Annotated in this window: 19 protein-coding genes; 10 read left to right on the forward strand and 9 right to left on the reverse strand. The window is 72.8% G+C overall.

The genetic code is table 11. The annotated features are described in order from the left end of the window. Nucleotides 1-34: 34 nt before the first annotated feature. Nucleotides 35-790: an LOG family protein gene (locus FHD63_RS10885; RefSeq protein ID WP_139722092.1), complete on the reverse strand. Its 756-nt coding sequence runs from the start codon at nt 788-790 to the stop codon at nt 35-37. 59 nt (nt 791-849) lie between these two features. Between FHD63_RS10885 and FHD63_RS10890 the strand changes: the two genes are divergently transcribed. Continuing rightward, nucleotides 850-1,692, forward strand: a complete 843-nt coding sequence (locus FHD63_RS10890) for a hypothetical protein (RefSeq protein ID WP_238705625.1) — start codon at nt 850-852, stop codon at nt 1,690-1,692. Nucleotides 1,693-1,699: 7 nt separating this feature from the next. Here the strand turns inward: FHD63_RS10890 and FHD63_RS10895 are convergent, their stop codons facing one another. The 7 genes from FHD63_RS10895 to FHD63_RS10925 all read right to left on the reverse strand — a co-directional run bounded on the left by FHD63_RS10895 (nt 1,700) and on the right by FHD63_RS10925 (nt 9,120). Next, nucleotides 1,700-3,001 carry a citrate synthase gene (locus FHD63_RS10895; protein WP_139722093.1) on the reverse strand — a complete coding sequence of 434 codons (1,302 nt, stop codon included), beginning with the start codon at nt 2,999-3,001 and terminating at the stop codon, nt 1,700-1,702. Between the two features lie 40 nt (nt 3,002-3,041). Then, the gene (gene fdxA / locus FHD63_RS10900) at nt 3,042-3,368 is read right to left on the reverse strand and encodes a ferredoxin (RefSeq protein WP_139722094.1); all 327 of its coding nucleotides are present in this window, start codon (nt 3,366-3,368) and stop codon (nt 3,042-3,044) included. A gap of 73 nt (nt 3,369-3,441) precedes the next feature. Beyond that, entirely contained in the window at nt 3,442-5,256 is a 1,815-nt protein-coding gene (locus FHD63_RS10905) for a VanW family protein (RefSeq protein ID WP_139722095.1), read from the reverse strand. 51 nt (nt 5,257-5,307) lie between these two features. Further along, nucleotides 5,308-5,829, reverse strand: a complete 522-nt coding sequence (locus tag FHD63_RS10910) for a flavin reductase family protein (protein WP_139722096.1) — start codon at nt 5,827-5,829, stop codon at nt 5,308-5,310. Then, nucleotides 5,826-6,734 carry an N-acetyl-1-D-myo-inositol-2-amino-2-deoxy-alpha-D-glucopyranoside deacetylase gene (gene mshB, locus FHD63_RS10915; RefSeq protein WP_139722097.1) on the reverse strand — a complete coding sequence of 303 codons (909 nt, stop codon included), beginning with the start codon at nt 6,732-6,734 and terminating at the stop codon, nt 5,826-5,828. The genes FHD63_RS10910 and mshB overlap by 4 nt, the downstream gene beginning before the upstream one ends. A 3-nt stretch (nt 6,735-6,737) precedes the next feature. Further along, nucleotides 6,738-8,660: a translational GTPase TypA gene (gene typA, locus FHD63_RS10920; RefSeq protein ID WP_139722098.1), complete on the reverse strand. Its 1,923-nt coding sequence runs from the start codon at nt 8,658-8,660 to the stop codon at nt 6,738-6,740. 37 nt (nt 8,661-8,697) lie between these two features. Then, a complete protein-coding gene (locus tag FHD63_RS10925) occupies nt 8,698-9,120 on the reverse strand; it encodes an NUDIX domain-containing protein (protein ID WP_139722099.1) in 423 nt (140 codons plus the stop codon). A 155-nt stretch (nt 9,121-9,275) separates the two neighbouring features. On the opposite strand from FHD63_RS10925, the gene FHD63_RS10930 reads away from it, so the two are divergent. From FHD63_RS10930 to FHD63_RS10960, 7 genes are all read left to right on the forward strand, one after another. After that, the gene (locus FHD63_RS10930) at nt 9,276-10,967 is read left to right on the forward strand and encodes an ABC transporter substrate-binding protein (RefSeq protein ID WP_139722100.1); all 1,692 of its coding nucleotides are present in this window, start codon (nt 9,276-9,278) and stop codon (nt 10,965-10,967) included. Between the two features lie 122 nt (nt 10,968-11,089). Beyond that, entirely contained in the window at nt 11,090-12,100 is a 1,011-nt protein-coding gene (locus tag FHD63_RS10935; protein WP_139722101.1) for an ABC transporter permease, read from the forward strand. Nucleotides 12,101-12,110: 10 nt separating this feature from the next. Further along, on the forward strand, nt 12,111-13,052 hold the full coding sequence (locus FHD63_RS10940) for an ABC transporter permease (protein WP_139722102.1): 942 nt from the start codon (nt 12,111-12,113) through the stop codon (nt 13,050-13,052). Nucleotides 13,053-13,064: 12 nt separating this feature from the next. Beyond that, nucleotides 13,065-14,144, forward strand: a complete 1,080-nt coding sequence (locus FHD63_RS10945) for an ABC transporter ATP-binding protein (protein WP_139722103.1) — start codon at nt 13,065-13,067, stop codon at nt 14,142-14,144. Beyond that, the gene (locus tag FHD63_RS10950; protein ID WP_238705626.1) at nt 14,141-15,319 is read left to right on the forward strand and encodes an ABC transporter ATP-binding protein; all 1,179 of its coding nucleotides are present in this window, start codon (nt 14,141-14,143) and stop codon (nt 15,317-15,319) included. Before FHD63_RS10945 ends, FHD63_RS10950 begins: the two co-directional genes overlap by 4 nt. Before the next feature lie 34 nt (nt 15,320-15,353). Next, nucleotides 15,354-16,067 (forward strand): type 1 glutamine amidotransferase, encoded by a 714-nt coding sequence (locus tag FHD63_RS10955; protein ID WP_139722104.1) that lies wholly within the window; start codon nt 15,354-15,356, stop codon nt 16,065-16,067. Nucleotides 16,068-16,178: 111 nt separating this feature from the next. Next, nucleotides 16,179-17,765 (forward strand): cation:proton antiporter family protein, encoded by a 1,587-nt coding sequence (locus FHD63_RS10960; RefSeq protein WP_139722105.1) that lies wholly within the window; start codon nt 16,179-16,181, stop codon nt 17,763-17,765. Between the two features lie 30 nt (nt 17,766-17,795). Here the strand turns inward: FHD63_RS10960 and FHD63_RS10965 are convergent, their stop codons facing one another. Next, nucleotides 17,796-18,689 (reverse strand): universal stress protein, encoded by an 894-nt coding sequence (locus tag FHD63_RS10965; RefSeq protein WP_158296763.1) that lies wholly within the window; start codon nt 18,687-18,689, stop codon nt 17,796-17,798. 104 nt (nt 18,690-18,793) lie between these two features. Here FHD63_RS10965 and FHD63_RS10970 point away from each other — a divergent pair, with 104 nt between their 5' ends. Both FHD63_RS10970 and FHD63_RS10975 read left to right on the forward strand, forming a co-directional pair. Further along, a complete protein-coding gene (locus FHD63_RS10970; protein WP_139722107.1) occupies nt 18,794-21,013 on the forward strand; it encodes an NADP-dependent isocitrate dehydrogenase in 2,220 nt (739 codons plus the stop codon). Further along, nucleotides 21,006-22,250, forward strand: a complete 1,245-nt coding sequence (locus FHD63_RS10975; RefSeq protein WP_238705627.1) for an MFS transporter — start codon at nt 21,006-21,008, stop codon at nt 22,248-22,250. Before FHD63_RS10970 ends, FHD63_RS10975 begins: the two co-directional genes overlap by 8 nt. The last annotated feature ends 27 nt before the right edge of the window (nt 22,251-22,277 follow it).

A 22,277-nucleotide genomic window follows, 5' to 3' on the forward strand; every position in this document is an offset into this window, starting at 1 on the left:
AGGGACCCGGGGACCGACACCGGCCCGGCCCGTCTCAGACGTCGCGGTGCTCCGCCGCCGCGCGCCGCTCGCAGTGGGCGCGGACCCACCGGACCGCCTCGTCCACGTCGTCGGTGACCTGCAGCAGGTCGAGGTCGCCGGCCGAGATCATGCCCTCGGCGAGCAGGGTGGAGGTGAGCCAGCCGAGCAGCGGCGACCAGTAGTCCCGCCCCAGGAGCACGATGGGGAAGTTGGTGACCTTCCCGGTCTGGATGAGGGTGAACGCCTCGAAGAGCTCGTCGAGCGTGCCGACGCCACCGGGCAGCACGACGAACCCCTCGGAGTACTTGACGAACATCGTCTTGCGGACGAAGAAGTAGCGGAAGTTGACCCCCAGGTCGACGTGGTCGTTGAGGCCGGTCTCGAAGGGCAGCTCGATCCCCAGCCCGACCGAGGTGCCCCCGGCCTGCGCCGCCCCCTTGTTGGCCGCCTCCATCACCCCCGGGCCGCCCCCGGTGACCACGGCGTAGCCGGCGTGGACCAGCGCGCGCCCCACCTGCTCGCCCCAGGCGTAGTACGGGTGGTCGGCCGGGGTCCGGGCCGAGCCGAAGACGGCCACCGCGGGCCCGATCTCGGCCAGCGCGCCGAAGCCCTCGACGAACTCGGCCTGGATGCGCATCACCCGCCAGGGGTCGGAGTGCACCCAGTCCCCGGGGCCGGCGTCGTCGAGGAGCCGCTGGTCGGTCGTCGTGCGCGGCACCTGGGTGCCCCGGAGGGTCACCGGGCCCTTGTGGTAGTCACGGCGGGTCACGCGGACGACCCTACGCCAGGGTCCGCCGCGGCGCCGACGTGGACTTCTAGACTGGTCCGGTGCCTCGTCCCACCGTCAGCCGCCTGCTCGTGCCCGCGCTCGTGATCGGGGTGACGGCGACCGGGGCGGTGCTGGGGACCCGGTGGGCGGCCGCCGAGCTGGCCCCGGCGCGGTGCACCTTCAGCGCCGCCGACCGGGAGGTGCGGCTCACCCCCGAGCAGGCGGCCAACGCCGCGACCATCGCGGCCGTCGCCGTCCAGCGCGGCCTGCCGCCCCGCGCCGCGACCATCGCGCTGGCCACCGCCATCCAGGAGAGCAAGCTGCGCAACCTGCGCTACGGCGACGCCGACAGCCAGGGCCTGTTCCAGCAGCGCCCCAGCCAGGGCTGGGGCACGGTGGAGCAGGTGACGGACCCGGTCTACGCCAGCAACGCCTTCTACGACGAGCTCATCGAGGTGCGCGGGTGGGACGAGGGGGTCGTCACCGAGGTGGCGCAGGAGGTGCAGCGCAGCGCCTTCCCGGACGCGTATGCCGACCACGAGTGGGAGGGACGGGTCCTGGCCTCGGTGCTCACCGGTCAGGAGGGGGCGGGCACCGGCCTGGACTGCCGGCTGGGGGGCCGGGCCGGCACCGGCTCGGCCCAGGAGGTCGCCGACAAGGCCGCCGCCCAGCTCGGGCTGACCGGCCGCCCGGACGGGCGGCTCGTGCTGCTGGAGACCGGCGACCCCGCCCGCGCGTGGGCCGCGGCGACGTGGGCGGTCAGCCACGCGCAGGCCGAGGAGATCGTCCGGGTCCAGGTGCAGGGACGGGCGTGGGACCGCGCGTCCGGCACGTGGTCCGACGCCGACGACGACGGGGCGGCGAGCGGGTCGCCGACCACCGTCGTCGTCGAGGTGGGCTGAGCGGCGGTCAGCCGCGCTGGCCCACCGGGGTGTAGTCGCGCTCGCCCTCGCCGACGTAGACCTGCCGCGGGCGGCCGATCTTGGTGGCGGGGTCGTTGATCATCTCGCGGTACTGCGCGATCCAGCCGGGCAGGCGCCCGATCGCGAAGAGCACGGTGAACATGTCCGTGGGGAAGCCCATGGACTCGTAGATGAGACCGGTGTAGAAGTCGACGTTCGGGTAGAGCTTGCGCTCGACGAAGTAGTCGTCCTCGAGGGCCTTCTGCTCCAGCTCCATCGCGAGCTCCAGCAGCGGGTTGCTGCCCGCCTTGGCGAGCATCTCGTGGGCGGTCGTCTTGACGATGGCCGCGCGCGGGTCGTAGTTCTTGTAGACCCGGTGGCCGAAGCCCATGAGCTTGACCCCGTCCTCCTTGTCCTTGACCTTGCGGACGAACTCGGAGACGTCACCGCCGTCGGCCTTGATCTGGTCGAGCATCGCCAGGACGGCGCTGTTGGCCCCCCCGTGCAGCGGGCCGGACAGGGCGTGGATGCCGGCGGAGATGGCGTTGTAGAGGTTGGCCTCAGAGGAGCCCACCAGCCGCACGGTGGAGGTGGAGCAGTTCTGCTCGTGGTCGGCGTGGAGGATGAACAACTGGTCCAGGGCCCGGGCCACGAGCGGGTCCAGCTCGTACTTCTCGGTCGGCTGCCCGAACGTCATCCAGAGGAAGTTCTCGACGAGGTTGTAGTCGTTGTTCGGGTAGAGGATCGACTGGCCCTGGCTCTTGCGGAAGGCGTAGGCCGCGATGGTCGGCAGCTTGGCCATGAGCCGGACCGTGGAGATCTCCACGGCCTCGGGGTCGTGGGGGTCCAGGCTGTCCTGGTAGAAGGTGCCCATCGCCGAGACCCCCGAGGAGAGCACCGACATGGGGTGGGCGTCCCGGGGGAAGCCGTCGAAGAAGTTCTTCATGTCCTCGACGAGCAGGGTGTGCCGACGCAGCCGCTGGTCGAACTCCTCCAGCTCGCTGGCGGAGGGCAGCTCGCCGTAGATGAGCAGGTAGCTGGTCTCCAGGAAGGTGGACTGCTCGGCCAGCTGCTCGATCGGGTAGCCGCGGTAGCGCAGGATGCCCTCGCCGCCGTCGATGTAGGTGATCTCCGACTGGCAGGAGGCGGTGTTGACGAAGCCCACGTCGAGGGTCACGTCCCCGGTCGTCTTGAGCAGCGTGCTGATGTCGAGCCCGTTGTTGCCCTCGGCTGCCGGCACGACCGGCAGGGACAGCTCGTGGCCGGCGTGGGTCAGGCTGGCCGAGGGCGTGCTCGTGGTGTCGGTCATGAGGTCCTCCTGGTCGGGGTGGGCCGGTGGGGGGTGCGCGTCACTCGTCGTGGGACTGCGGGGGCAGCACCGCGATGACCGGGTGGTCCTTGGCGATGACGCCCATCTTGGCCGCCCCGCCGGGGCTGCCGAGGTCGTCGAAGAACTCGACGTTGGCCTTGTAGTAGTCCGCCCACTCCTCCGGGACGTCGTCCTCGTAGTAGATCGCCTCGACCGGGCAGACCGGCTCGCACGCACCGCAGTCCACGCACTCGTCAGGGTGGATGTAGAGGGAGCGTTCTCCCTCGTAGATGCAGTCGACCGGGCACTCCTCGATGCAGGCCTTGTCCTTCAGGTCCACGCAGGGCTGGGCGATCACGTACGTCATGGGCACAGACTACGGCGTCGTGGCCCAGGACCGCCTCATGGGGTCCTCGCCCCGCGACGCGCGTCGTCGGGGCTCACCGGTCCCCCGCCCGGGGGTTGGTGCACACGATCTCGTCGGCCGCGTCGTAGGTGGTGGTGAAGTCGTCGCGGGAGACCTCGTCGCCGCCCTGGAGGAGGATCCGGATGTTGCGGATCGTGAAGCCCTCGGCGCGCGCCTGGTCGACGCAGTCCGCGCTGTCGTCCTCCCGGCGCTCCCCCTGGGTGACGTCACGCCGCTCGCCGTCCACCGTGCGGACGGTGTACTGCTTGTCACCCAGCAGGACCATGTGGATCTCGTCCCCGGTGATCCACGTGCGCACGACCACCGGCGTGTCCGTGTCGTTGGTCCACAGGTTGTCGATCCACGGCAGCGCCAGGGTCGCCTCGCGCCCTGCCGGGTAGCGCGGGATGTAGAACGAGTGGGTCGTGTGGGCGTCCAGCTGGACGCCGGCGAACCACGAGGCGTTGAACACCACGGTGGAGATCTGCGACAGACCACCGCCGAGGCCCATGACCAGCTCGCCGTCGACGATGACGGGCGCCTCGGCATACCCCGCCTCCTCGCTGACCTCCCCGAGGGCGGCGCCGAGGCTGAACTGCTCGCCCGGCATCACCACCGTCCCGTTGACGTTGCTGACACCCGTGCGCAGGTTGGCCGTGCGCGCCTCGTAGTCCGGGCCGCTGGGGAACACCGAGACGAAGGAGGACATCTGCGAGAAGGACCACTCCCGCGCGACGGCGTTGGTGATCTGCGGTCGGACGGTGTCGATGCCCGCCGCGACGGTCCGGTCCTCGCCGGTCTCCTGCAGCGCCCCCTCGACGGCGTCGACGAGGCCCTCCTCGACGAGCGCGTAGCCGACCTGGCCACCGACCACCTCGACCGAGGAGCCGGCCAGGCGGACGGTCGCGTCGCGCGGACCGCGCTCGAGGCGGCCGAGGTCCTGCCGGACCCGCGCGAGCGTGGCCTCGGCGTCGATCCCCAGCGCGAGGGCGCCGTCCGTCTGCTCGACGGTGAGCAGCTGCAGCAGGTCCCGACGCGCGAGCTGGGCGGTGGCCTCCTCCTCCTGCTCGCCCTCGCCGCGGGTCGCCTCGACGACGACGGGCGCCGCCAGCGCCGGGTCCAGGACCTCCTCGGTGAAGCGGTCGATCTCCGCGGAGGTCAGCTCCGGGCGCTGGCTCGAGGCGACGCCGGCGACCTCCCGGTCCGGCCCCTGGTCCTCTCCCCAGACCTGCTCGACCCAGGCCTCCTCCAGCTCCTCGACGGTCTCGTCCACTTCCAGCGTGCGTCCGGTCCGCGCCGCGGTGACGTCCACCCCGTCCGGCGTGAGGCCGACCTCCCCGTCGACCGGCTCGGTGTCGTAGTCCGCGGCCAGGCGGGTGACCTCCGCGCGCAGCGCCTCCTCGTCCACGCCCCCGTAGAGGGGCAGGTCCTGGTCGGCGCCCGCGACGTGGTCCCAGAGGCGTGCCGGGTGGAAGGAGAGCCCGGTCACCCCCCGCAGGGTGCGGTCCAGGTCGAGGGACAGGCCGGCGTCCTCGGGGACGAGCTCGATCCGCTCGGTCTCCTCCGCGGACCCGTCCTCCGGGCGCAGCGTGAGCACGAGCGGCTCGGTGGTGCGGTCGCCGAACTCCCGGGTCAGCTCGGCCCGGACCTCCTCGTCGGTCAACGACCCGATCTCCACCCCGGCCACGCTGACGCCCGACGGCGGACGGTCCTGGAAGTACAGCGCGGCACCGACGTAGACCGCCGCGAGCACGAGCAGCGCCGCGGCCAGCCGGCCCACCACGGACCACCAGCCGCGGCCGTCGCCCTCCTCGCGGAGGGTTCCTGGTCGATCGGTGGCGTCAGCCATCTGCGCTCCGTCCCTGTCGTCCGGTCGTGGCGGGGGCGCCGCGCCCCGTGGTCACCGCAGCTCTCCCAGCCGCCCACGGTAGTGCACCAGCGCAGGACGGTCCGTCGGTCCCGCGTCGAGGGCGAGCACCTCGCCGAGCGCGAGGACGTGGTCACCGGCCTCCCGCAGGTCGACGGTCCGGCACTCGAAGCTGGCGAGCGCGTCGTCGACGACCGCCATGCCGCTGGCGGCTCCCCGGTGGTGCGGGACCCGGCCCAGCTGGTCGTGCAGCGGACGGCCGGTCTCGCCGAGCCACTCCGCCGTGCCCCGCTGGGCCGAGGTCAGCACGCTGACCGCGAAGTCCGCCCCGGCCTCGAGCCCCTCCAGGACGCGGGCCTCCGGGTGCAGGCTGACGAGGAGCAGCACGGGCTCGAGGGAGACGCTGGTGAGGGAGTCCACGGTCAGCGCGACGTCGTGGCCGCGCACCTGGGACGTCACCACCGCGACGCCGCTGGCGAACCGGCTCATCGCGAGGCGGTAGGTCGCGGGGTCCACGGTCCCCGCGGCGGGCGGACCCGGCTGGTGCGCGCTCATGCGGGCGGCGTCCCCTGCGCGCGGGCGAGCGCCTCCCGGGACGCCGGCCACACGGCATACCCCTCGCGACCGGGGAGCCGGGCGGCGACGTCGTTCGAGAGGGTGTACCACCCGTCGTGCAGGGTCACCTGGGTGGGGTGCTCGGCGAGCGCCGCGCGCTGGCGGCGCAGCGCGCCCTCGTCCACGACGGCGTGCGTCACCAGCGCGTCGTCCACGACGTTCGGCGGGTAGGGGTCCTCCGGGCCCGGCACCCGCGCCGGGCCACCGGCCGGGCTGCGCGCACCGGCCGGGACGTGGGCGGCCAGCCAGCGCCGGTCCTCCCGCGCCCAGGAGGCCGGGACGAGCGCGACGTAGAGCCGCGGCGCCGCACCCGGGGCCTCCTCGGTGAGCAGCTGCACGGCGCGGGCGGTGACGCGGTGCGTCTGGACGTGGTCGGGGTGGGCGTACCCGCCCCAGGGGTCGTACGTCAGGACGAGGTCGGGGCGCAGCCGCCGGAGGAGGTCGGCGAGGAGGGCGGCGGCCTCCTCGACGTCCGCGCCGGCGAAGGCCCGGGGGTGGGAGGCGGCGGACGAGCCGGCCATGCCGCTGTCCCGCCAGCGGGCGCGCGCGCCACCGAGCAGGTGGTGCTCCACCCCGAGCCGACCCATGGCGCGGGACAGCTCACCTCGTCGGTGCTCGGCGAGCGCCGGCCCGTCACCCTCCAGCGCGCGCAGCGAGGGGGTGATGACCTCACCCTCCTCACCGAGGGTGCAGGTGACGACGTGGACGTCGTCACCGGCCTCGACGTGGTGCGCCAGGGCCAGCCCCGTGGCGAGGGTCTCGTCGTCGGGGTGGGCGTGCACCGCGACCAGCCGCGACGGCCTGCCGGGGGGCAGTCCGTCGCGCAGGTCCGGGCGCACCGGCACGGCTCAGCCCTTCGACCGGGCCGCCTTGGCCCGCTGGTTGGCGTCGAGGATGACCTTGCGCACGCGCACCGCCTCCGGGGTCACCTCCACGCACTCGTCCTCGCGGCAGAACTCCAGCGACTGCTCGAGCGAGAGCACCCTCGGGGGGACGAGACGCTCGAGGACGTCGGCGCCCGCGGAGCGCACGTTGGTGAGCTTGCGCTCCTTGGTGATGTTGACGTCCATGTCGTCGGCGCGGGAGTTCTCCCCGACGATCATGCCCTCGTAGACCTCGGTCGTCGGCTCCAGGAACATCGTGCCGCGCTCCTGGAGGTTGAACATGGCGTAGGTGGTGGCGACCCCCGACCGGTCGGACACGAGAGAGCCGGACTGGCGGGTCCGGATCTCCCCGAACCACGGGGCGTAGCCGTCGAACACGTGGTGCGCGATACCGGTGCCGCGGGTCTCGGTGAGGAACTCGGTGCGGAAGCCGATGAGCCCGCGCGAGGGCACGACGTACTCCATCCGGATCCAGCCGGTGCCGTGGTTGGTCATCTGCTCCATCCGGCCCTTGCGCGCCGCCATGAGCTGGGTGATGGTGCCGAGGTGCTCCTCGGGGGTGTCGATGGTGAGCCGCTCCACCGGCTCCTGCAGCCGGCCGTCGACCTCCCGGGTGACCACCTGCGGCTTGCCGACGGTCAGCTCGCATCCCTCCCGGCGCATCTGCTCGACGAGGATGGCCAGCGCGAGCTCACCGCGCCCCTGGACCTCCCAGGCGTCGGGCCGCTCGGTGGGCAGCACCCGCAGGGAGACGTTGCCCACGAGCTCCTTGTCGAGGCGGTCCTTGACCAGCCTGGCGGTGACCTTGCCCCCCTTGACCCGGCCCGCCAGCGGGCTGGTGTTGGTGCCGATGGTCATGGAGATCGCCGGCTCGTCGACCGTGATGAGCGGCAGCGGCACCGGGTCGGCCGCGTCGGCCAGGGTCTCCCCGATGGTGATGTCGGGGATGCCGGCGATCGCGATGATGTCCCCCGGGCCGGCCTGCTCCGCGGGCTTGCGCTCCAGGGCCTCGGTGAGCAGCAGCTCGGTGATCTTGACCGAGGTGACCGAGCCGTCGCGCCGGCACCAGGCCACCTGCTGGCCCTTGCGGATCTCGCCGGCGTGCACGCGGCAGAGCGCGAGCCGGCCCAGGAAGGGGCTGGAGTCGAGGTTGGTGACGTGCGCCTGCAGGGGCGCTCCGGGGGTGAAGGTCGGGGCGGGCACCGTCTCGAGGATGGTCGCGAAGAGCGGCTCCAGGTCGGGGCTGTCCGGCAGCTCGCCGTCGACCGGAGCCTGCAGGCTGGCGCGGCCGGCCTTGGCGGAGGCGTAGACCACCGGGAAGTCCAGGGCCAGCTCCACCTGGGCCGGGTCGTGCTCGTCCAGCAGGTCCATGAAGAGGGCGTAGACCTCGTCGACGACCTCGCTGATGCGGCTGTCCGGCCGGTCCACCTTGTTGATGCACAGGACGACGGGCAGGTGCGCGCCCAGGGCCTTGCGCAGGACGAACCGCGTCTGCGGCAGCGGCCCCTCCGAGGCGTCGACCAGGAGCACGACGCCGTCCACCATGGACAGGCCGCGCTCGACCTCGCCGCCGAAGTCGGCGTGACCCGGGGTGTCGATGATGTTGATCGTCATGCCGCCCTCCGGGGCGGAGGCACCGGTGTAGCGGATGGCCGTGTTCTTGGCCAGGATCGTGATGCCCTTCTCGCGCTCGAGGTCGCCGGAGTCCATCACCCGGTCCGGGCCCTCACCTCCGCGCTGCTGCTGGTCGGCGAAGGCTCCACCCTGGGTGAGCATGGCGTCGACCAGGGTCGTCTTGCCGTGGTCGACGTGCGCCACGATGGCGACGTTGCGGATGTCTGCGCGCACTCCTGCGGGCAGGGCGGGGTCACGGTCAGCGAGGGGCATGCCCCCAGTGTCTCACTCCCGAGGCGTCGGGCCGACCTCACACCGGCCGGGCCGGTCCGCGGTGGAGGAGCTGCGCGAGGTGCCGGACGACCGGCACGTCGTGCTCGAGCCAGGGCACGCCCCACAGGTCCTCGGGGCCCAGCCACCGCAGCTCGCCGTGGTCCTGCAGCGGCCGCGGCGGGGGCTGGGCCTGCTCGGGCACCGCCCACCACAACCGCATGGACCACGGGCTCGCCAACGGCCAGTCGCCCCCGACCCGGCCCCCGAGGACGATCTGGACGCCGAGCTCCTCGCGCGCCTCCCGTACCGCGGCCGCGGCGGGCTCCTCCCCCGGCTCCACCTTGCCTCCGGGGAACTCCCAGCCGCCCGCCAGCGAGGCGGGGGCGCTGCGGCACCCGGCCAGGACGCGGGTCGGGTGCTCCAGCGAGTCGCAGAGGGCGACGGCGGCCACGAGCTGCACCGGCTCATCCTCGCACCCCCGTCGAGCTTGCCGCAGGGGCAGGTCACGGTCCCGTCACGAACGGCCCGTCACCCTTGGCAACCGGCCCCCGGTGTGGTGAGGTCACCCCCTATACCGGGCTATCCGCGTCCGGTCATGACGCTGTAGGAGGAACGATGAAGAACCGCAGGGTCGCGATCGCCGCGACCAGTGCAGCTCTGGCCCTCGTGCTGAGCTCGTGCGCCGAGTCCGAACGCGACGACAGCTCCGGCGAGGGCGACGGCGCCTCCGGGTCGCAGGACGCCGGCGGTGGCGAGGCCTCGGACGCCACCTTCGTGTTCGGTGCCGCCGGCGCCCCCACCACCTTCGACCCCTTCTACGCCAGCGACGGGGAGACCTTCCGCGTCACCCGGCAGATCTTCCAGAACCTCGTGGGCATCGAGCCGGGGGGCACCGAGTTCGTGCCCGAGCTCGCCACCGAGTGGGAGTCCTCCGAGGACGGCCTCACCTGGACCTTCCAGCTCCAGGACGGCGTGACCTTCCACGACGGCGAGCCCTTCGACGCCGAGGCGGTCTGCTACAACTTCGAGCGCTGGGCCGACCAGAACGAGGCCGGCCAGAACCCGTCGGCCGCCTACTACTACGGCAACGACTTCGGCTTCGGCGAGGACTCGCTCTACGAGAGCTGCACGGCCACCGACGAGATGACCGCCGAGGTCGTCCTCACCCGGGCCACCGGCAAGTTCCCCGGCGTGCTCTCCCAGAGCTCCTACGGCATCTCCTCCCCCGCCGCCCTCGAGGAGTACGACGCCAACGGCATCGAGGTGCAGGGCGAGGGGTTCACCTTCCCGGAGTACGCCACGGACCACCCGACCGGGACCGGGCCGTTCGTGTTCGACTCCTTCGACGGCACCAGCAACGTCACCCTGACCCGCAACGACGACTTCTGGGGCGAGCCGGCCGGCGTCCAGGAGATCATCTTCCGGATCATCAGCGACGAGACCGCGCGTCGCCAGGAGCTGGAGTCCGGCACCATCAACGGCTACGACCTGCCGAACCCGGTGGACTGGGCCGGGCTCGAGGAGGCCGGCAACCAGGTCCTCATCCGGGACCCCTTCAACATCCTCTACCTCGCCCTCAACCCGGTGGCGGACCCGCAGCTGGAGGACCCGCTGATCCGCCGGGCGCTCTACCACGCGATCAACCGCGAGGAGCTGGTCGCCAGCCAGCTGCCCGACGGCGCGGAGGTGGCCACGCAGTTCATCCCGCCGACGGTGGCCGGCTACAACGAGTCCATCGAGCCCTACGCCTACGACCCCGAGGCGGCACAGGACCTGCTCGAGGAGGCCGGCGCGTCCGACCTGACCATCGATCTGTGGTACCCCACCGAGGTGACCCGGCCCTACATGCCGAACCCGCAGGCCATCTACGACGCGGTCGCCGCGGACTGGGAGGCCGTCGGGGTGACCATCAACCCCGTCGCCCGCCCGTGGGCCGGCGGCTACATCGACGGCACGCAGCAGAGCCAGGCGCCCGCCTTCTTCCTGGGCTGGACCGGCGACCTGAACTCGGCGGACAACTTCCTGTGCGCCTTCTTCTGCGGTGAGGACAACCAGTTCGGCACCTCGGCGCTGCCCTTCCAGGACGAGCTCCAGGAGGGTCTGCGCGCCGGCGACGCCGAGCCCGACGAGGACGCCCGCACGGCGCTCTACGAGGAGCTCAACGCGCAGATCATGTCCGAGGAGTGGCTGCCCGGCCTGCCGCTGAGCCACTCCCCGCCGGCCATCGTGGTCGGTCCCAACGTCGAGGGGCTCATCCCCAGCCCCCTGACGGCCGAGGACTTCTCCACGATCACCCTCAGCGAGTGATCCCCGGGTGGTGGGACGGCACGCCGTCCCACCACCGACGATGACGGCGGGCCGACCTCTCCGGTCGGCCCGCCGTCATCATGGTCCCTGATCCGCACCCCCGCTGGGCCGAGGAGTCCGCCGTGCTGAAGTTCGTCATCCGCCGTGTCCTGCAGATGGGGCTCGCGCTGATCATGCTGAGCCTGCTGCTCTTCGCCTGGCTGCGAGCCCTCCCCGGCGGCCCGGTCAGCGCGCTGCTCGGGGAGCGCGGCTCCCCCGAGGCCGCCGCCGACCTGCGCCGTCAGCTGGGTCTGGACCAGCCGCTGCCCGTGCAGTACGTCCGCTTCGTCCAGCGTGCGCTCGACGGTGACTTCGGCATCTCCACCGGCGTCTTCCGCGGGCAGCCGGCGCTGGACATCTTCCTGACCCGGTTGCCCGCCACCATCGAGCTGAGCATCTTCGCCCTCGCCATCGCCCTCACCCTGGCCATCCCGCTGGGCTACATCTCCGCCCGGCGCCGCGGCGGCGTCCTCGACACCGGGCTGGTCATCAGCTCGCTCGTCGGGGTGGCGGTCCCGGTGTTCTTCCTGGCCTTCGTCCTCAAGTACCTCTTCGCCGTGCGCTGGGGCCTGCTGCCCCCGTCCGGCTACCAGACCGCCGGCATCGACGCCACCAGGGTGACCGGCTTCGCCGTGCTGGACGGCATCCTGACCCGGGAGTGGGACGCCTCCTGGGACGCGTTCCGACACCTGCTGCTGCCGGCGATCGCGCTGTCCTCCATCCCGTTCGCGGTGATCTTCCGCATCACCCGTGCGTCGGTGCTCGACGTCATGGACGAGGACTACGTCCGGACCGCCCGGGCCAAGGGCCTGCGCGCCCCGGTCATCCGGGTGCGGCACATCATGCGCAACGCCCTCATCCCCGTCATCACCATCATCGGGCTCCAGGTCGGTGCGCTGCTGGCCGGAGCGGTCCTCACCGAGAAGGTCTTCGCCTTCCCCGGGATCGGGCAGGCGCTGGCCCTGGGCTTCGAGACCCGCGACTACCCCGTGCTGCAGGTGCTCATCATGATGGCCGCGATCATCTACATCGTCGTCAACCTGCTGGTCGACATCGCCTACGCCCTGATCGACCCGCGTGTGCGGACCAAGTGAGGACGCGGACATGACTTCCTACGGTGACACCAAGAAGGCCCGCATCGACGCCCTCGCCGAGGCCGGGGCGCTCAGCGACGAGGAGGGCGTCAGCCTCTGGCGCTCGGCGTGGCTGCGGCTGCGCAAGGACCCGGTCTTCCTCATCGGCGCCGCGATCGTCACGGCCTTCGTCCTGCTCGCGATCATCGCCCCCTGGATCGCCCCCCACGACCCCGCCGCCCGGCTGCTCATCGGGGAGGTCAGCCGCCAGTCCAACCCCGTGCCCGAGCCCCGGCCCGGCTTCCCGCTCGGGGCCGACGACCGGGGCCGCGACCTGCTCTCCCGCCTCATCGTGGGCTCCCGGCAGACGCTCATCGTCGGCGTCCTGGCGACCCTGGGTGGCCTGATCGGCGGACTGACCCTCGGGATCCTCGCGGGGGGCATCGGCGGGTGGGTCGACGCCGCGGTCATGCGGGTCGTCGACGTCATGCTCTCCATCCCCTCGCTCCTCCTGGCCTTCTCGCTCGCGGCCATCCTCGAGCCGTCGCAGTGGAGCGTCATCGCCGCCATCGCGATCATCCAGGTGCCGATCTTCGCGCGGCTGCTGCGGGGCTCGATGCTCAGCCAGCGGCACAGCGACCACGTGCTCGCGGCGCGGGCCCTGGGGGTACGGCCCGTCCCCATCGTCTTCCGGCACATGCTGCCCAACGCCATCGGCCCGGTCATCGTCCAGGCCACCCTGGTCCTCGCCGTCGCCATCATCGACGCCGCCGCCCTGTCCTTCCTCGGCCTCGGCAACCCTGACGACACCCGGCCCGAGTGGGGCCAGATGCTCGGCGCCGCGCAGCCCTACTTCAACAGCTACCCGCACCTGGCCTTCTACCCGGCGATCTGCATCGTCACCGTGGCGCTGGGCTTCACCCTCATGGGCGAGTCCCTGCGCGAGGCCCTCGACCCCAAGTCCCGTCGCTGAGGAGCCCGGCCGATGACCGAACCATCCCTGACCCACCCCTCCGCACCGACCGACGGCGAGGGGCCCCTGCTCGCGGTCAACGACCTCACCGTGACCTTCGGGAAGGGCGCCAAGGCCTTCACCGCCGTCGACCGGGTCAGCTTCGAGGTGCACCCGGGACAGACCGTCGGCCTGGTCGGCGAGTCCGGCTGCGGGAAGTCGGTGACCTCGCTGGCGATCATGGGCCTGCTGCCCGCGCGGGGCAACACCGTGAGCGGCGAGGTGCTCTTCGACGGCGCGGACCTGCTCCGGCTGCGCCAGGACCAGCTCCGGGACCGCCGGGGCAGGGACCTGGCGATGATCTTCCAGGACCCGCTGTCCTCCCTCAACCCGGTGGTCCCGCTCGGGGTGCAGGTCGCCGAGGTGCTGCAGCGGCACCGGGGGATGGGCCGCGGTCCCGCGCAGAAGCAGGCGGCCGTGCTGCTGGAGAAGGTCGGCATCCCGGACCCCACACGGCGGCTGCGGGAGTACCCGCACCAGCTCTCCGGCGGCATGCGGCAACGTGCGCTCATCGCCATGGCGCTCGCCTGCGAGCCCCGGCTGCTCATCGCCGACGAGCCCACGACCGCCCTCGACGTCACCATCCAGGCCCAGATCCTGGCGCTGCTGCGCGAGCTCGTCACCGAGTCGGGCACCGCCCTCATCATGATCACCCACGACCTCGGCGTCGTCGCCGGGCTGTGCGACCAGGTCAACGTCCTCTACGGCGGCAAGGTCGTGGAGCGGGCCGAGCGGCACGACCTCTTCGCCCGCCCGCGCCACCCCTACACCGGCGGGCTGCTCGCCTCCATCCCCCGGCTCACCGAGGAGCGCGGCCGACGGCTCGACCCGGTGCCGGGCTCGGTCGCCGACAACATCCCCTGGGAGGGCGGGTGCGCCTTCGCGCCCCGCTGCTCCTCGGAGGTGGCGGCGTGCCGGTCGACGACCCCCGAGCTGGTCCCCGACGAGGACGGTCCGGGCACCGGCCGGCTGCTGCGCTGCCACCACCCCCTGGAGGAGCACCCCTTGGACGACGCCCCGGTGCCCGAGCACCACGAGGAGGACCAGCCGTGAGCACGACCGTCGGGGAGACCACCCCGCAGCAGCCCGCCGCGACCGAGCCGGACCTGCTCGTCGACGTGCGCGGCCTCAAGGTGCACTTCCCCATCAAGAAGGGCATCGTCTTCGACCGGACCGTCGGTCACGTCTACGCGGTGGACGGGATGGACGTGCAGATCCGGCGCGGCGAGACCTACGGCCTCGTCGGGGAGTCCGGGTGCGGCAAGTCCACCTTCGGCAGGGCGCTGCTGCAGCTCGAGCCGATCACCGCCGGTGAGGTGCACGTGGACGGCATCGACCTGTCCACCCTCAAGGGCGAGAAGCTGCGCACCCACCGCCGGCACATGCAGATGGTCTTCCAGGACCCGCTGGGCAGCCTGGACCCGCGGCAGACGGTGGAGCAGCTGCTGCTGGAGGGGATGCGCGCCCACGGCATGGCCTCCGACGGCAAGGCCGCGCGCCGGCGGCTCTCCGAGCTGCTCACCGCCGTCGGCCTGCCCACGGCGGCCCTGTCGAAGTACCCCCACGAGTTCTCCGGGGGCCAGCGCCAGCGGGTCGGCATCGCCCGCGCCCTCTCGGTGGACCCGCAGCTCATCATCGCCGACGAGCCGGTGAGCGCTCTCGACGTGTCCGTCCAGGCCCAGGTCATCAACCTGCTCGGCGACCTCCAGCAGGAGTTCGGCCTCACCTACCTCGTCATCGCCCACGACCTCGCGGTGGTCCGGCACATCAGCGACCGGATCGGGGTCATGTACCTCGGGTCGATGGTCGAGGAGGCGGACGCCGAGGACCTCTACGACATGCCGCTGCACCCCTACACCCGGGCCCTGCTGTCCGCGGTCCCCGTCCCGGACCCCACGGTCGAGGACACCCGCGAGCAGATCCTGCTCACCGGCGACCTCCCCTCGCCGGCCAACCCGCCCACGGGGTGCCGCTTCCACACCCGCTGCCCCTGGCGGCAGGAGACCCGGTGCGACGACGAGCGGCCCCAGCTGCGCGTGGTGGAGATCGACGGGGTCCCCCCGAGCCACCGCGTCGCCTGCCACTGGGCCGAGCAGATCGCCAGCGGCGAGCTGCAGCCGCACGACGTGGACCCGGTCGAGGACGACGAGACGCGCCGGACCGAGACCCCCGACGAGGCCGACGGCGCAGGCGCCACCGCACGGGACCTGCCCGGCTCCAGCGGGTGAGTCCTCGGCCCCCCGCGGGGTCTAGCCTGTGGCCATGACCCCACGGGCGCTGGTCGTGCAGCACGAGGAGAAGGCACCCCCGGGCCTGCTGGTGCCCTGGTTGGAGCAGGCCGGGCTGGAGTGCGACGTCCTGCCCGCGCACGAGGGGTATGCCGTCCCGGCCGACCTCGGCGACCACGCCGCCCTCGTGGTGCTCGGGGGGTCGATGGACGCCTGGGACGACGGCGCATACCGGTGGTTGCTGCCGACGCGGGCCCTCATCGCCGGCACGGTGTCCTCGGGGCGAGCCTTCCTCGGCGTCTGCCTCGGGCACCAGCTGGCCGCGCTGGCCCTCGGCGGCGCGGTAGGCCGCCAGCCCGGGGGGCAGACGACGGGGCTGCATCCGTGGCGCCCCACGCGGGAGGGTCTCGCCGACCCGTTCACCAGCGCGCTGCAGCCCGGCACCGAGGTGCTGCACTTCAACTCCGACGCGGTCACGGCCCTCCCCCCGGGGGCGACGCTGCTCGCGGGTGACGAGGACGGCACCGTGCAGGCAGCCCGCTACGGCCCCCTCGCCTGGGGGGTGCAGTTCCACCCCGAGGTGGACGACGTCCTCGTGCAGGGCTGGGCGACCGGCCGGCGCCCCGAGGCCGAGGACGCCACCGTCCGCGTGCTCCGGCAGCGGCAGGCCGAGCTGCACCCCGCCTGGGAGCAGCTCATCCACCGCTTCGGGCTGCTCGCCACGACGCCGCAGGCACAGCCCGCCTGAGGTCCGGGTGCCGGGGCACCCGGCCGAGCACCCGCTCCGCAGGGGCAGGGGCCGCCGCCGGCGTGGGAGACTGTGGCCCACCAGCCGTTCGGCCGCCTCGAGGAGCCAGCCATGAGCGACGCAGCGATCTTCATCGCCGCGACCTTCGCCGCGGGCCTGCTCGCCACGACGCTGCGCCTCCCGGCCCTGCTCGGCTTCCTGCTGGCCGGCTTCGCCCTCAACTGGCTGGGCGTCGAGGAGCTGCCCTACCTCGACTTCATGGCCGACCTCGGCGTCACCCTGCTGCTGTTCGGCATCGGTCTGAAGCTCAACGTCCGCAGCCTGCTGTCCCGGGAGGTGTGGGCCACCACCGTGGGGCACATGGCCCTGTCGGTCGCCGTGGGCACCGGCTTCCTCTGGGTGGTGGCCCTGCTCGGCTACCCCCTCTTGCAGGGCCTGGACCTGCAGACCCTCGCCCTCGTCGGCTTCGCGCTGTCCTTCTCCTCGACGGTCTTCGTCGTCAAGGTGCTCGAAAAGCACTCCGAGCTGCAGTCCTTCTACGGCCGGGTGGCCATCGGCATCCTGGTGCTGCAGGACCTGGCGGCGGTCATCTTCATGACGGTCTCCGGCGGACGCATCCCCAGCATCTGGGCGATCCCCGTCGTGCTGGCGCTGGCCCCGACGGTCTGGGTGGCACGGTGGCTGTGGAGCCGCATCCCGCACGGGGAGATGCAGGCGCTCTTCGGTCTGGCCATGGCGCTCGGACCCGGCTACGCGGCCTTCGACGCCGTCGGGCTCAAGGGCGACCTGGGTGCGCTCGTCGTCGGCATGCTGCTGGCCGGGCACCAGGCGGCCAGCGACCTGTCGCACACGCTCTTCCTGCTCAAGGACCTGCTGCTCATCGGGTTCTTCATCTCCATCGGCTTCATCGGCACGCCGACCGCCTCCTCGGCGGTGCTGGGTCTGCTCCTCCTCCTGCTGCTGCCGGCCCAGATCGCGCTCTACGTCTTCCTCCTCGACCGGCACAAGCTCCGTCGGCGGACCTCGGTCAAGGCCGGCGTGCTGCTGGGCAACTACTCCGAGTTCGGTCTCATCGTCACCTCGGTCGCGGTGGCGAGCGCCATGCTCGACGAGGAGTGGCTGGTCGTGATGTCGGTCGCCGTCGCCGCCAGCTTCGTGGCCGCCACCCTCATCAACGAGAAGTCGGACGCGATCCTGCGCTGGGCCCGGCAGGTCATGCCGATGCACCCCCCGAACGACGTGCACCCGCACGAGCTGCCGATCTCCTTCGGCGACGCCCGGGCGGTGGTCATGGGGATGGGGCGGATCGGCAGGAGCGCCTACGCCGAGCTCTCCGAGGTCTACGGGATGGCGGTCCTCGGGGTCGAGAACCTCCCGAACCGCGTCATCCGCCTGCGCGAGCGAGGTCTGACCGTGGTCGAGGCCGACGCCGCGGACGGCGACTTCTGGAGCCGGCTGGAGTCCACCCGCCAGGTGGAGATCGTCGTCCTCGCCATGCCCTTCCACGGCGCCAACCGGGTCGCGCTGGAGCAGCTCACGGCCAGCGACTACGACGGCGTCATCGCCGTGGTCGCGCAGTACGACGACGAGGTGGGCGACCTCGAGGCCCGCGGGGCCGACGTCGTCGTCAACCTCTACGAGGGCGCCGGCGCCACCATCGCCGAGCGCGCCGCCGAGGCCACCACCGGCGGCCTCTGACGCCCGCCCCGGCGACGCCGGGGCGAGCCCTCAGGCGGAGCGCGAGACGATGACCGGGCAGGGCGCGGCCCGTATGAGGCGCTGGCTGACCGAGCCGAGCAGCCGCCCCCGGACCGCCCCCCGCCCGCGGCTGCCGACGACGAGGGCGTCCCACCCACGCGCCGCGTCCAGCAGGGTCGGCACGACCGCACCCCGCCGCACCTCCCAGTCCACGGGCACCTGCGGGTAGGCCTCGACCGCCGGCTGCAGCGCCCGGACCACGGCCTCGGCGTGGCGGCGCTCGACGGCCGCCCACTCCGGGCTGTCCGGCTCGGTCACGACATACCCGTCGACCACCTCGAGGAACCACGTGCTCAGGGCGGTGACCGCGGCACCGGTGAGGTCCGCGAGCGCCAGTGCGGCACGCGCGGCGCGGGCGCTGTCCTCGCTGCCGTCGACGCCGAGGCCGATCTGACCGTGGGTCAGGGTCTCGACGTCGACCCCGGCGTTCACCACCGCCACCGGGCGCCGGGCGTGGGCGGCGACCCCGAGCGAGGTGCTGCCGAGCAGGAACTCCTCCATCGCGCTCTTGCGGCCGGTCCCCACCACCAGCAGCGCGGCGTCGTCCTGGTGGGCCAGCAGCGCCGCCACCGGCGAGCCGCGCGAGACGTCCAGCCGCGCGTCGACCCCGAGGCGATCCCCCAGGGCCGCGACCCAGGCGCGCAGGTCGGCGACCGTCTCCTCCTCGGCCTCCAGCACGGTGGTCACCGCCACCGCCTCGCCGCCGGCCATCCGCGCCGCGAGCGCCTCCGGCTCGCTGGCGTGGACGACGACGAGTCCGGCTCCGGTCCGCGCCGCGGTGCGGGCCGCCCACTCGAGCGCGACCTCCCCCTCCCCCGCGCCCGCCGCACCGACCACGATCGGGTGCTCCAGCCGAGTCGTCACCGACACCACCTCCATGGCAGCTTGAAGAGTGCCTCCAGCCTACCGCCACAGCGCCCGTAGACTCGGGCACGAAACGTCCCGACCGCGACTGACCAGGGAGAGGCATGTCCACGATCATCTACACCCGCACCGACGAGGCACCGCTGCTGGCGACCTACTCGCTCAAGCCGATCATCGAGGCCTTCGCCGGCGCCGCGGGGATCGAGGTGGAGACCCGGGACATCTCCCTCGCGGGGCGCATCCTCGCGCAGTTCCCCGACCGCCTCGACGACGACCAGCAGGTCGGTGACGCCCTGGCCGAGCTCGGGGAGCTGGCGACCACGCCCGAGGCCAACATCATCAAGCTGCCCAACATCTCGGCCTCGGTGCCGCAGCTCAAGGCGGCGATCGCCGAGCTGCAGGAGCAGGGCTACGACCTGCCCGACTACCCGGAGAACCCGCAGGACGAGCAGGAGCGCGACACCCGCGCCCGCTACGACCGGGTGAAGGGGTCCGCGGTCAACCCGGTGCTGCGCGAGGGCAACTCCGACCGCCGCGCCCCGGAGGCGGTCAAGAACTACGCCCGCGCCTACCCCCACTCGATGGGCGCGTGGAGCGAGGACTCGCGGACCCGGGTCGCCACCATGGACGCCGGCGACTTCCGGCACAACGAGGACTCGGTCGTCCTCGACGCGGACGACACCCTGACCATCCGCCACGTCACCGCCGACGGCACCACGACGGTGCTCAAGGAGTCGATCCCCGTGCTCGCCGGGGAGGTCGTCGACGCCACCTTCATGTCCGTGAGCGCGCTGGAGGACTTCCTGGCCGGGACGGTCTCGACCGCGGCGCAGGAGGACGTGCTCTGGTCGCTGCACCTCAAGGCGACGATGATGAAGGTCGCCGACCCCATCGTCTTCGGCCACGCGGTGCGCGTGTTCTTCGCCGACGTCTTCGAGCGGTATGGCCAGCAGCTCGCCGCCGCGGGCCTGTCGCCCAACGACGGGCTGGGCGGGATCCTGTCCGGGCTGGACGCCCTCGGCGAGCAGGCCCCCGAGGTCAGGACCGCCGTGGAGGAGCGCCTCGCCGAGCTGCCCCGGCTGTCGATGGTCAACTCCCGCAAGGGGATCACCAACCTGCACGTGCCCAGCGACGTCATCATCGACGCGTCGATGCCGGCGATGATCCGCAACGGCGGACAGCTGTGGGGCCCCTCGGACGAGACCGACGACACGCTCGCCGTCATCCCGGACTCCTCCTACGCCGGCGTCTACCAGGCGGTCATCGAGGACTGCCGGGCCCACGGCGCCTTCGACCCGACGACGATGGGCTCGGTGCCCAACGTCGGGCTCATGGCCAAGAAGGCCGAGGAGTACGGCTCGCACGACAAGACCTTCGAGGTCGGCGCCGACGGCGTCGTCGAGGTCGTCACGGCCGCGGGCGAGGTGCTGCTGCGCCACGAGGTCGCCGCCGGCGACATCTGGCGCGCCTGCCAGACCCAGGACGAGCCGATCCGGGACTGGGTGCGGCTGGCCGTCGGCCGGGCCCGCGCCACCGGCGACCCAGCGGTGTTCTGGCTGGACCGGGAGCGGGCGCACGACCGCAACCTCATCGCCAAGGTGGAGACCTACCTGGCGGAGGAGGACACCGAGGGGCTGGACCTGCGCATCCTCTCCCCCGTCGAGGCCACCCGGCTCTCGGTGGAGCGCCTCCGCGCGGGCCAGAACACCATCTCGGTCACCGGCAACGTGCTGCGCGACTACAACACCGACCTCTTCCCCATCCTCGAGGTCGGCACCAGCGCCAAGATGCTCTCCGTGGTGCCGCTGATGAACGGTGGCGGTCTCTTCGAGACCGGCGCCGGAGGATCGGCGCCCAAGCACGTGCAGCAGCTCGCGGACGAGAACTACCTGCGCTGGGACAGCCTGGGCGAGTTCCTCGCGCTGGCGGAGTCGCTGCGTCACCTGGCCGACCGCGACGGCAACGACACGGCCCGGGTGCTGGGTGACGCCCTGGACGCCGCGACCGGGCGGGTGCTCACCGAGGGCCGCTCCCCGGCCCGGGCGCTCGGCCAGATCGACAACCGGGGCAGCCACTTCTACCTCGCGCTCTACTGGGCCCAGGCCCTGGCCGAGCAGACGCAGGACGCGGACCTGGCGCAGCGCTTCGCCCCGGTCGCGGCCGAGCTGACCGAGAAGGAGCAGCAGATCACCGACGAGCTCGTCGCGGTGCAGGGCAGCCCGGTCGACCTGGGCGGCTACTACCACCCAGATGACGCCAAGGCGTTCGCGGCGATGCGTCCCTCGACGACCTTCAACGCCGTCATCGACGCCCTGCGTGACTGAGGAGGGGCGCGGCACCGACGGCTCCTCCGCCGCGCGCCGCGCCGCCCCCCTCGGGCTGCTCACGCTGCTCGCGGTGGCCCTGGTCTCGGTCAACCTCCGTCCCGGGGCCACCTCCATCGGACCGGTCCTCGCCGAGCTCGAGGCGGGGGTCGGGGTCACCCCGGCGGTCGCCGGGGTGCTCACCGCCCTCCCCGGCCTGTGCTTCGGGCTGCTGGGGATGGCGGCCGTCCCGCTGTCGCGCCGCTGGGGCCTCACCGGCACGATCTGCCTCGGGCTGGCCCTGGTCGTCCTGGGGCTGGCGCTGCGCACGCTCACCGGCTCGACCGCGCCCTTCGTGGTCCTGTCGGCGGTGGCGCTCGGCGGCATGGCCGTCGGCAACGTCCTCGTGCCGGCCTGGATCAAGCGTCAGCCCGGCGCCGGGGTGCGGCTCATGACGATCTACAGCACCGGCCTCACCGTGGGCGGCGCCTCCGGGGCGGCGCTCTCGGCACCCGTCGCCGCCGCGGGGCCGGGGTGGCGCGGCGCACTCGGCGTGTGGGCCGTGGTCGCCACCACCGCCCTCGCGGCCTGGCTCCTGGTGGCCCGCCGGGAGCACGGGTCCCTCGTCCCCACCGGCGGCGGCGTGGCCACGCGCCGGCTGGTGCGCTCCCCGACCGCGGTGGCGCTCACGGTGCTCTTCGGCATGCAGTCGATGAACGCCTACGTGCAGTTCGGCTGGCTCCCCCAGATCTACCGCGACGCCGGCCTGTCCGCCTCCACGGCCGGGCTGCTCACCGGGTCGCTCACCGCGACGGGCATCATCGGCGGACTGCTCATGCCGACGGTGATCCACCGCTCCCGCACCCTCGCACCATGGATGGTCGCCTTCGGGGTGCTCGCGGTCCTGGGGTACGCCGGGCTGCTCGTCGCCCCGGCCGCCCTGCCCTGGGTGTGGGTGGCGCTCCTCGGGTTGTCCGGATGGGCCTTCCCGACGGTCATCGCGCTGCTCGCCGCCCGGAGCCGCCGGCCCGAGGTCACCGCGGGGCTGTCCGGGTTCGTGCAGCCGGTGGGCTACCTGTGCGCCGCGGCCGGCCCGTTCCTCGTCGGCCTCCTGCACTCCTGGACCGGGGACTGGCGGCTGGTCCTCGTCCTGCTGGCGCTCAGCGGGGTGCCGCTGGCTGTCGCCGGGGTCCGGGCCTCGCGCCCGGTCTACGTCGACGACGAGCTCGACCCTCCGGGCGTGCCCGCCCCCGCCTGAGCCCGGAGCCCAGAGCCCGGAGGAGCC

Source organism: Serinicoccus chungangensis (assembly GCF_006337125.1).
In the GTDB taxonomy this organism is placed as follows: Bacteria; Actinomycetota; Actinomycetes; order Actinomycetales; family Dermatophilaceae; genus Ornithinicoccus; species Ornithinicoccus chungangensis.

What these genes read in the sequence shown, in the direction of transcription:
- FHD63_RS10895 (WP_139722093.1), bottom strand. Translation starts at nt 3,001, where the DNA reads ATGACCGACACCACGAGCACGCCCTCGGCCAGCCTGACCCACGCCGGC.
- fdxA (WP_139722094.1), bottom strand. Translation starts at nt 3,368, where the DNA reads ATGACGTACGTGATCGCCCAGCCCTGCGTGGACCTGAAGGACAAGGCC.
- FHD63_RS10905 (WP_139722095.1), bottom strand. Translation starts at nt 5,256, where the DNA reads ATGGCTGACGCCACCGATCGACCAGGAACCCTCCGCGAGGAGGGCGAC.
- FHD63_RS10910 (WP_139722096.1), bottom strand. Translation starts at nt 5,829, where the DNA reads ATGAGCGCGCACCAGCCGGGTCCGCCCGCCGCGGGGACCGTGGACCCC.
- typA (WP_139722098.1), bottom strand. Translation starts at nt 8,660, where the DNA reads ATGCCCCTCGCTGACCGTGACCCCGCCCTGCCCGCAGGAGTGCGCGCA.
- FHD63_RS10930 (WP_139722100.1), top strand. Translation starts at nt 9,276, where the DNA reads ATGAAGAACCGCAGGGTCGCGATCGCCGCGACCAGTGCAGCTCTGGCC.
- FHD63_RS10940 (WP_139722102.1), top strand. Translation starts at nt 12,111, where the DNA reads ATGACTTCCTACGGTGACACCAAGAAGGCCCGCATCGACGCCCTCGCC.
- FHD63_RS10945 (WP_139722103.1), top strand. Translation starts at nt 13,065, where the DNA reads ATGACCGAACCATCCCTGACCCACCCCTCCGCACCGACCGACGGCGAG.
- FHD63_RS10955 (WP_139722104.1), top strand. Translation starts at nt 15,354, where the DNA reads ATGACCCCACGGGCGCTGGTCGTGCAGCACGAGGAGAAGGCACCCCCG.
- FHD63_RS10960 (WP_139722105.1), top strand. Translation starts at nt 16,179, where the DNA reads ATGAGCGACGCAGCGATCTTCATCGCCGCGACCTTCGCCGCGGGCCTG.
- FHD63_RS10970 (WP_139722107.1), top strand. Translation starts at nt 18,794, where the DNA reads ATGTCCACGATCATCTACACCCGCACCGACGAGGCACCGCTGCTGGCG.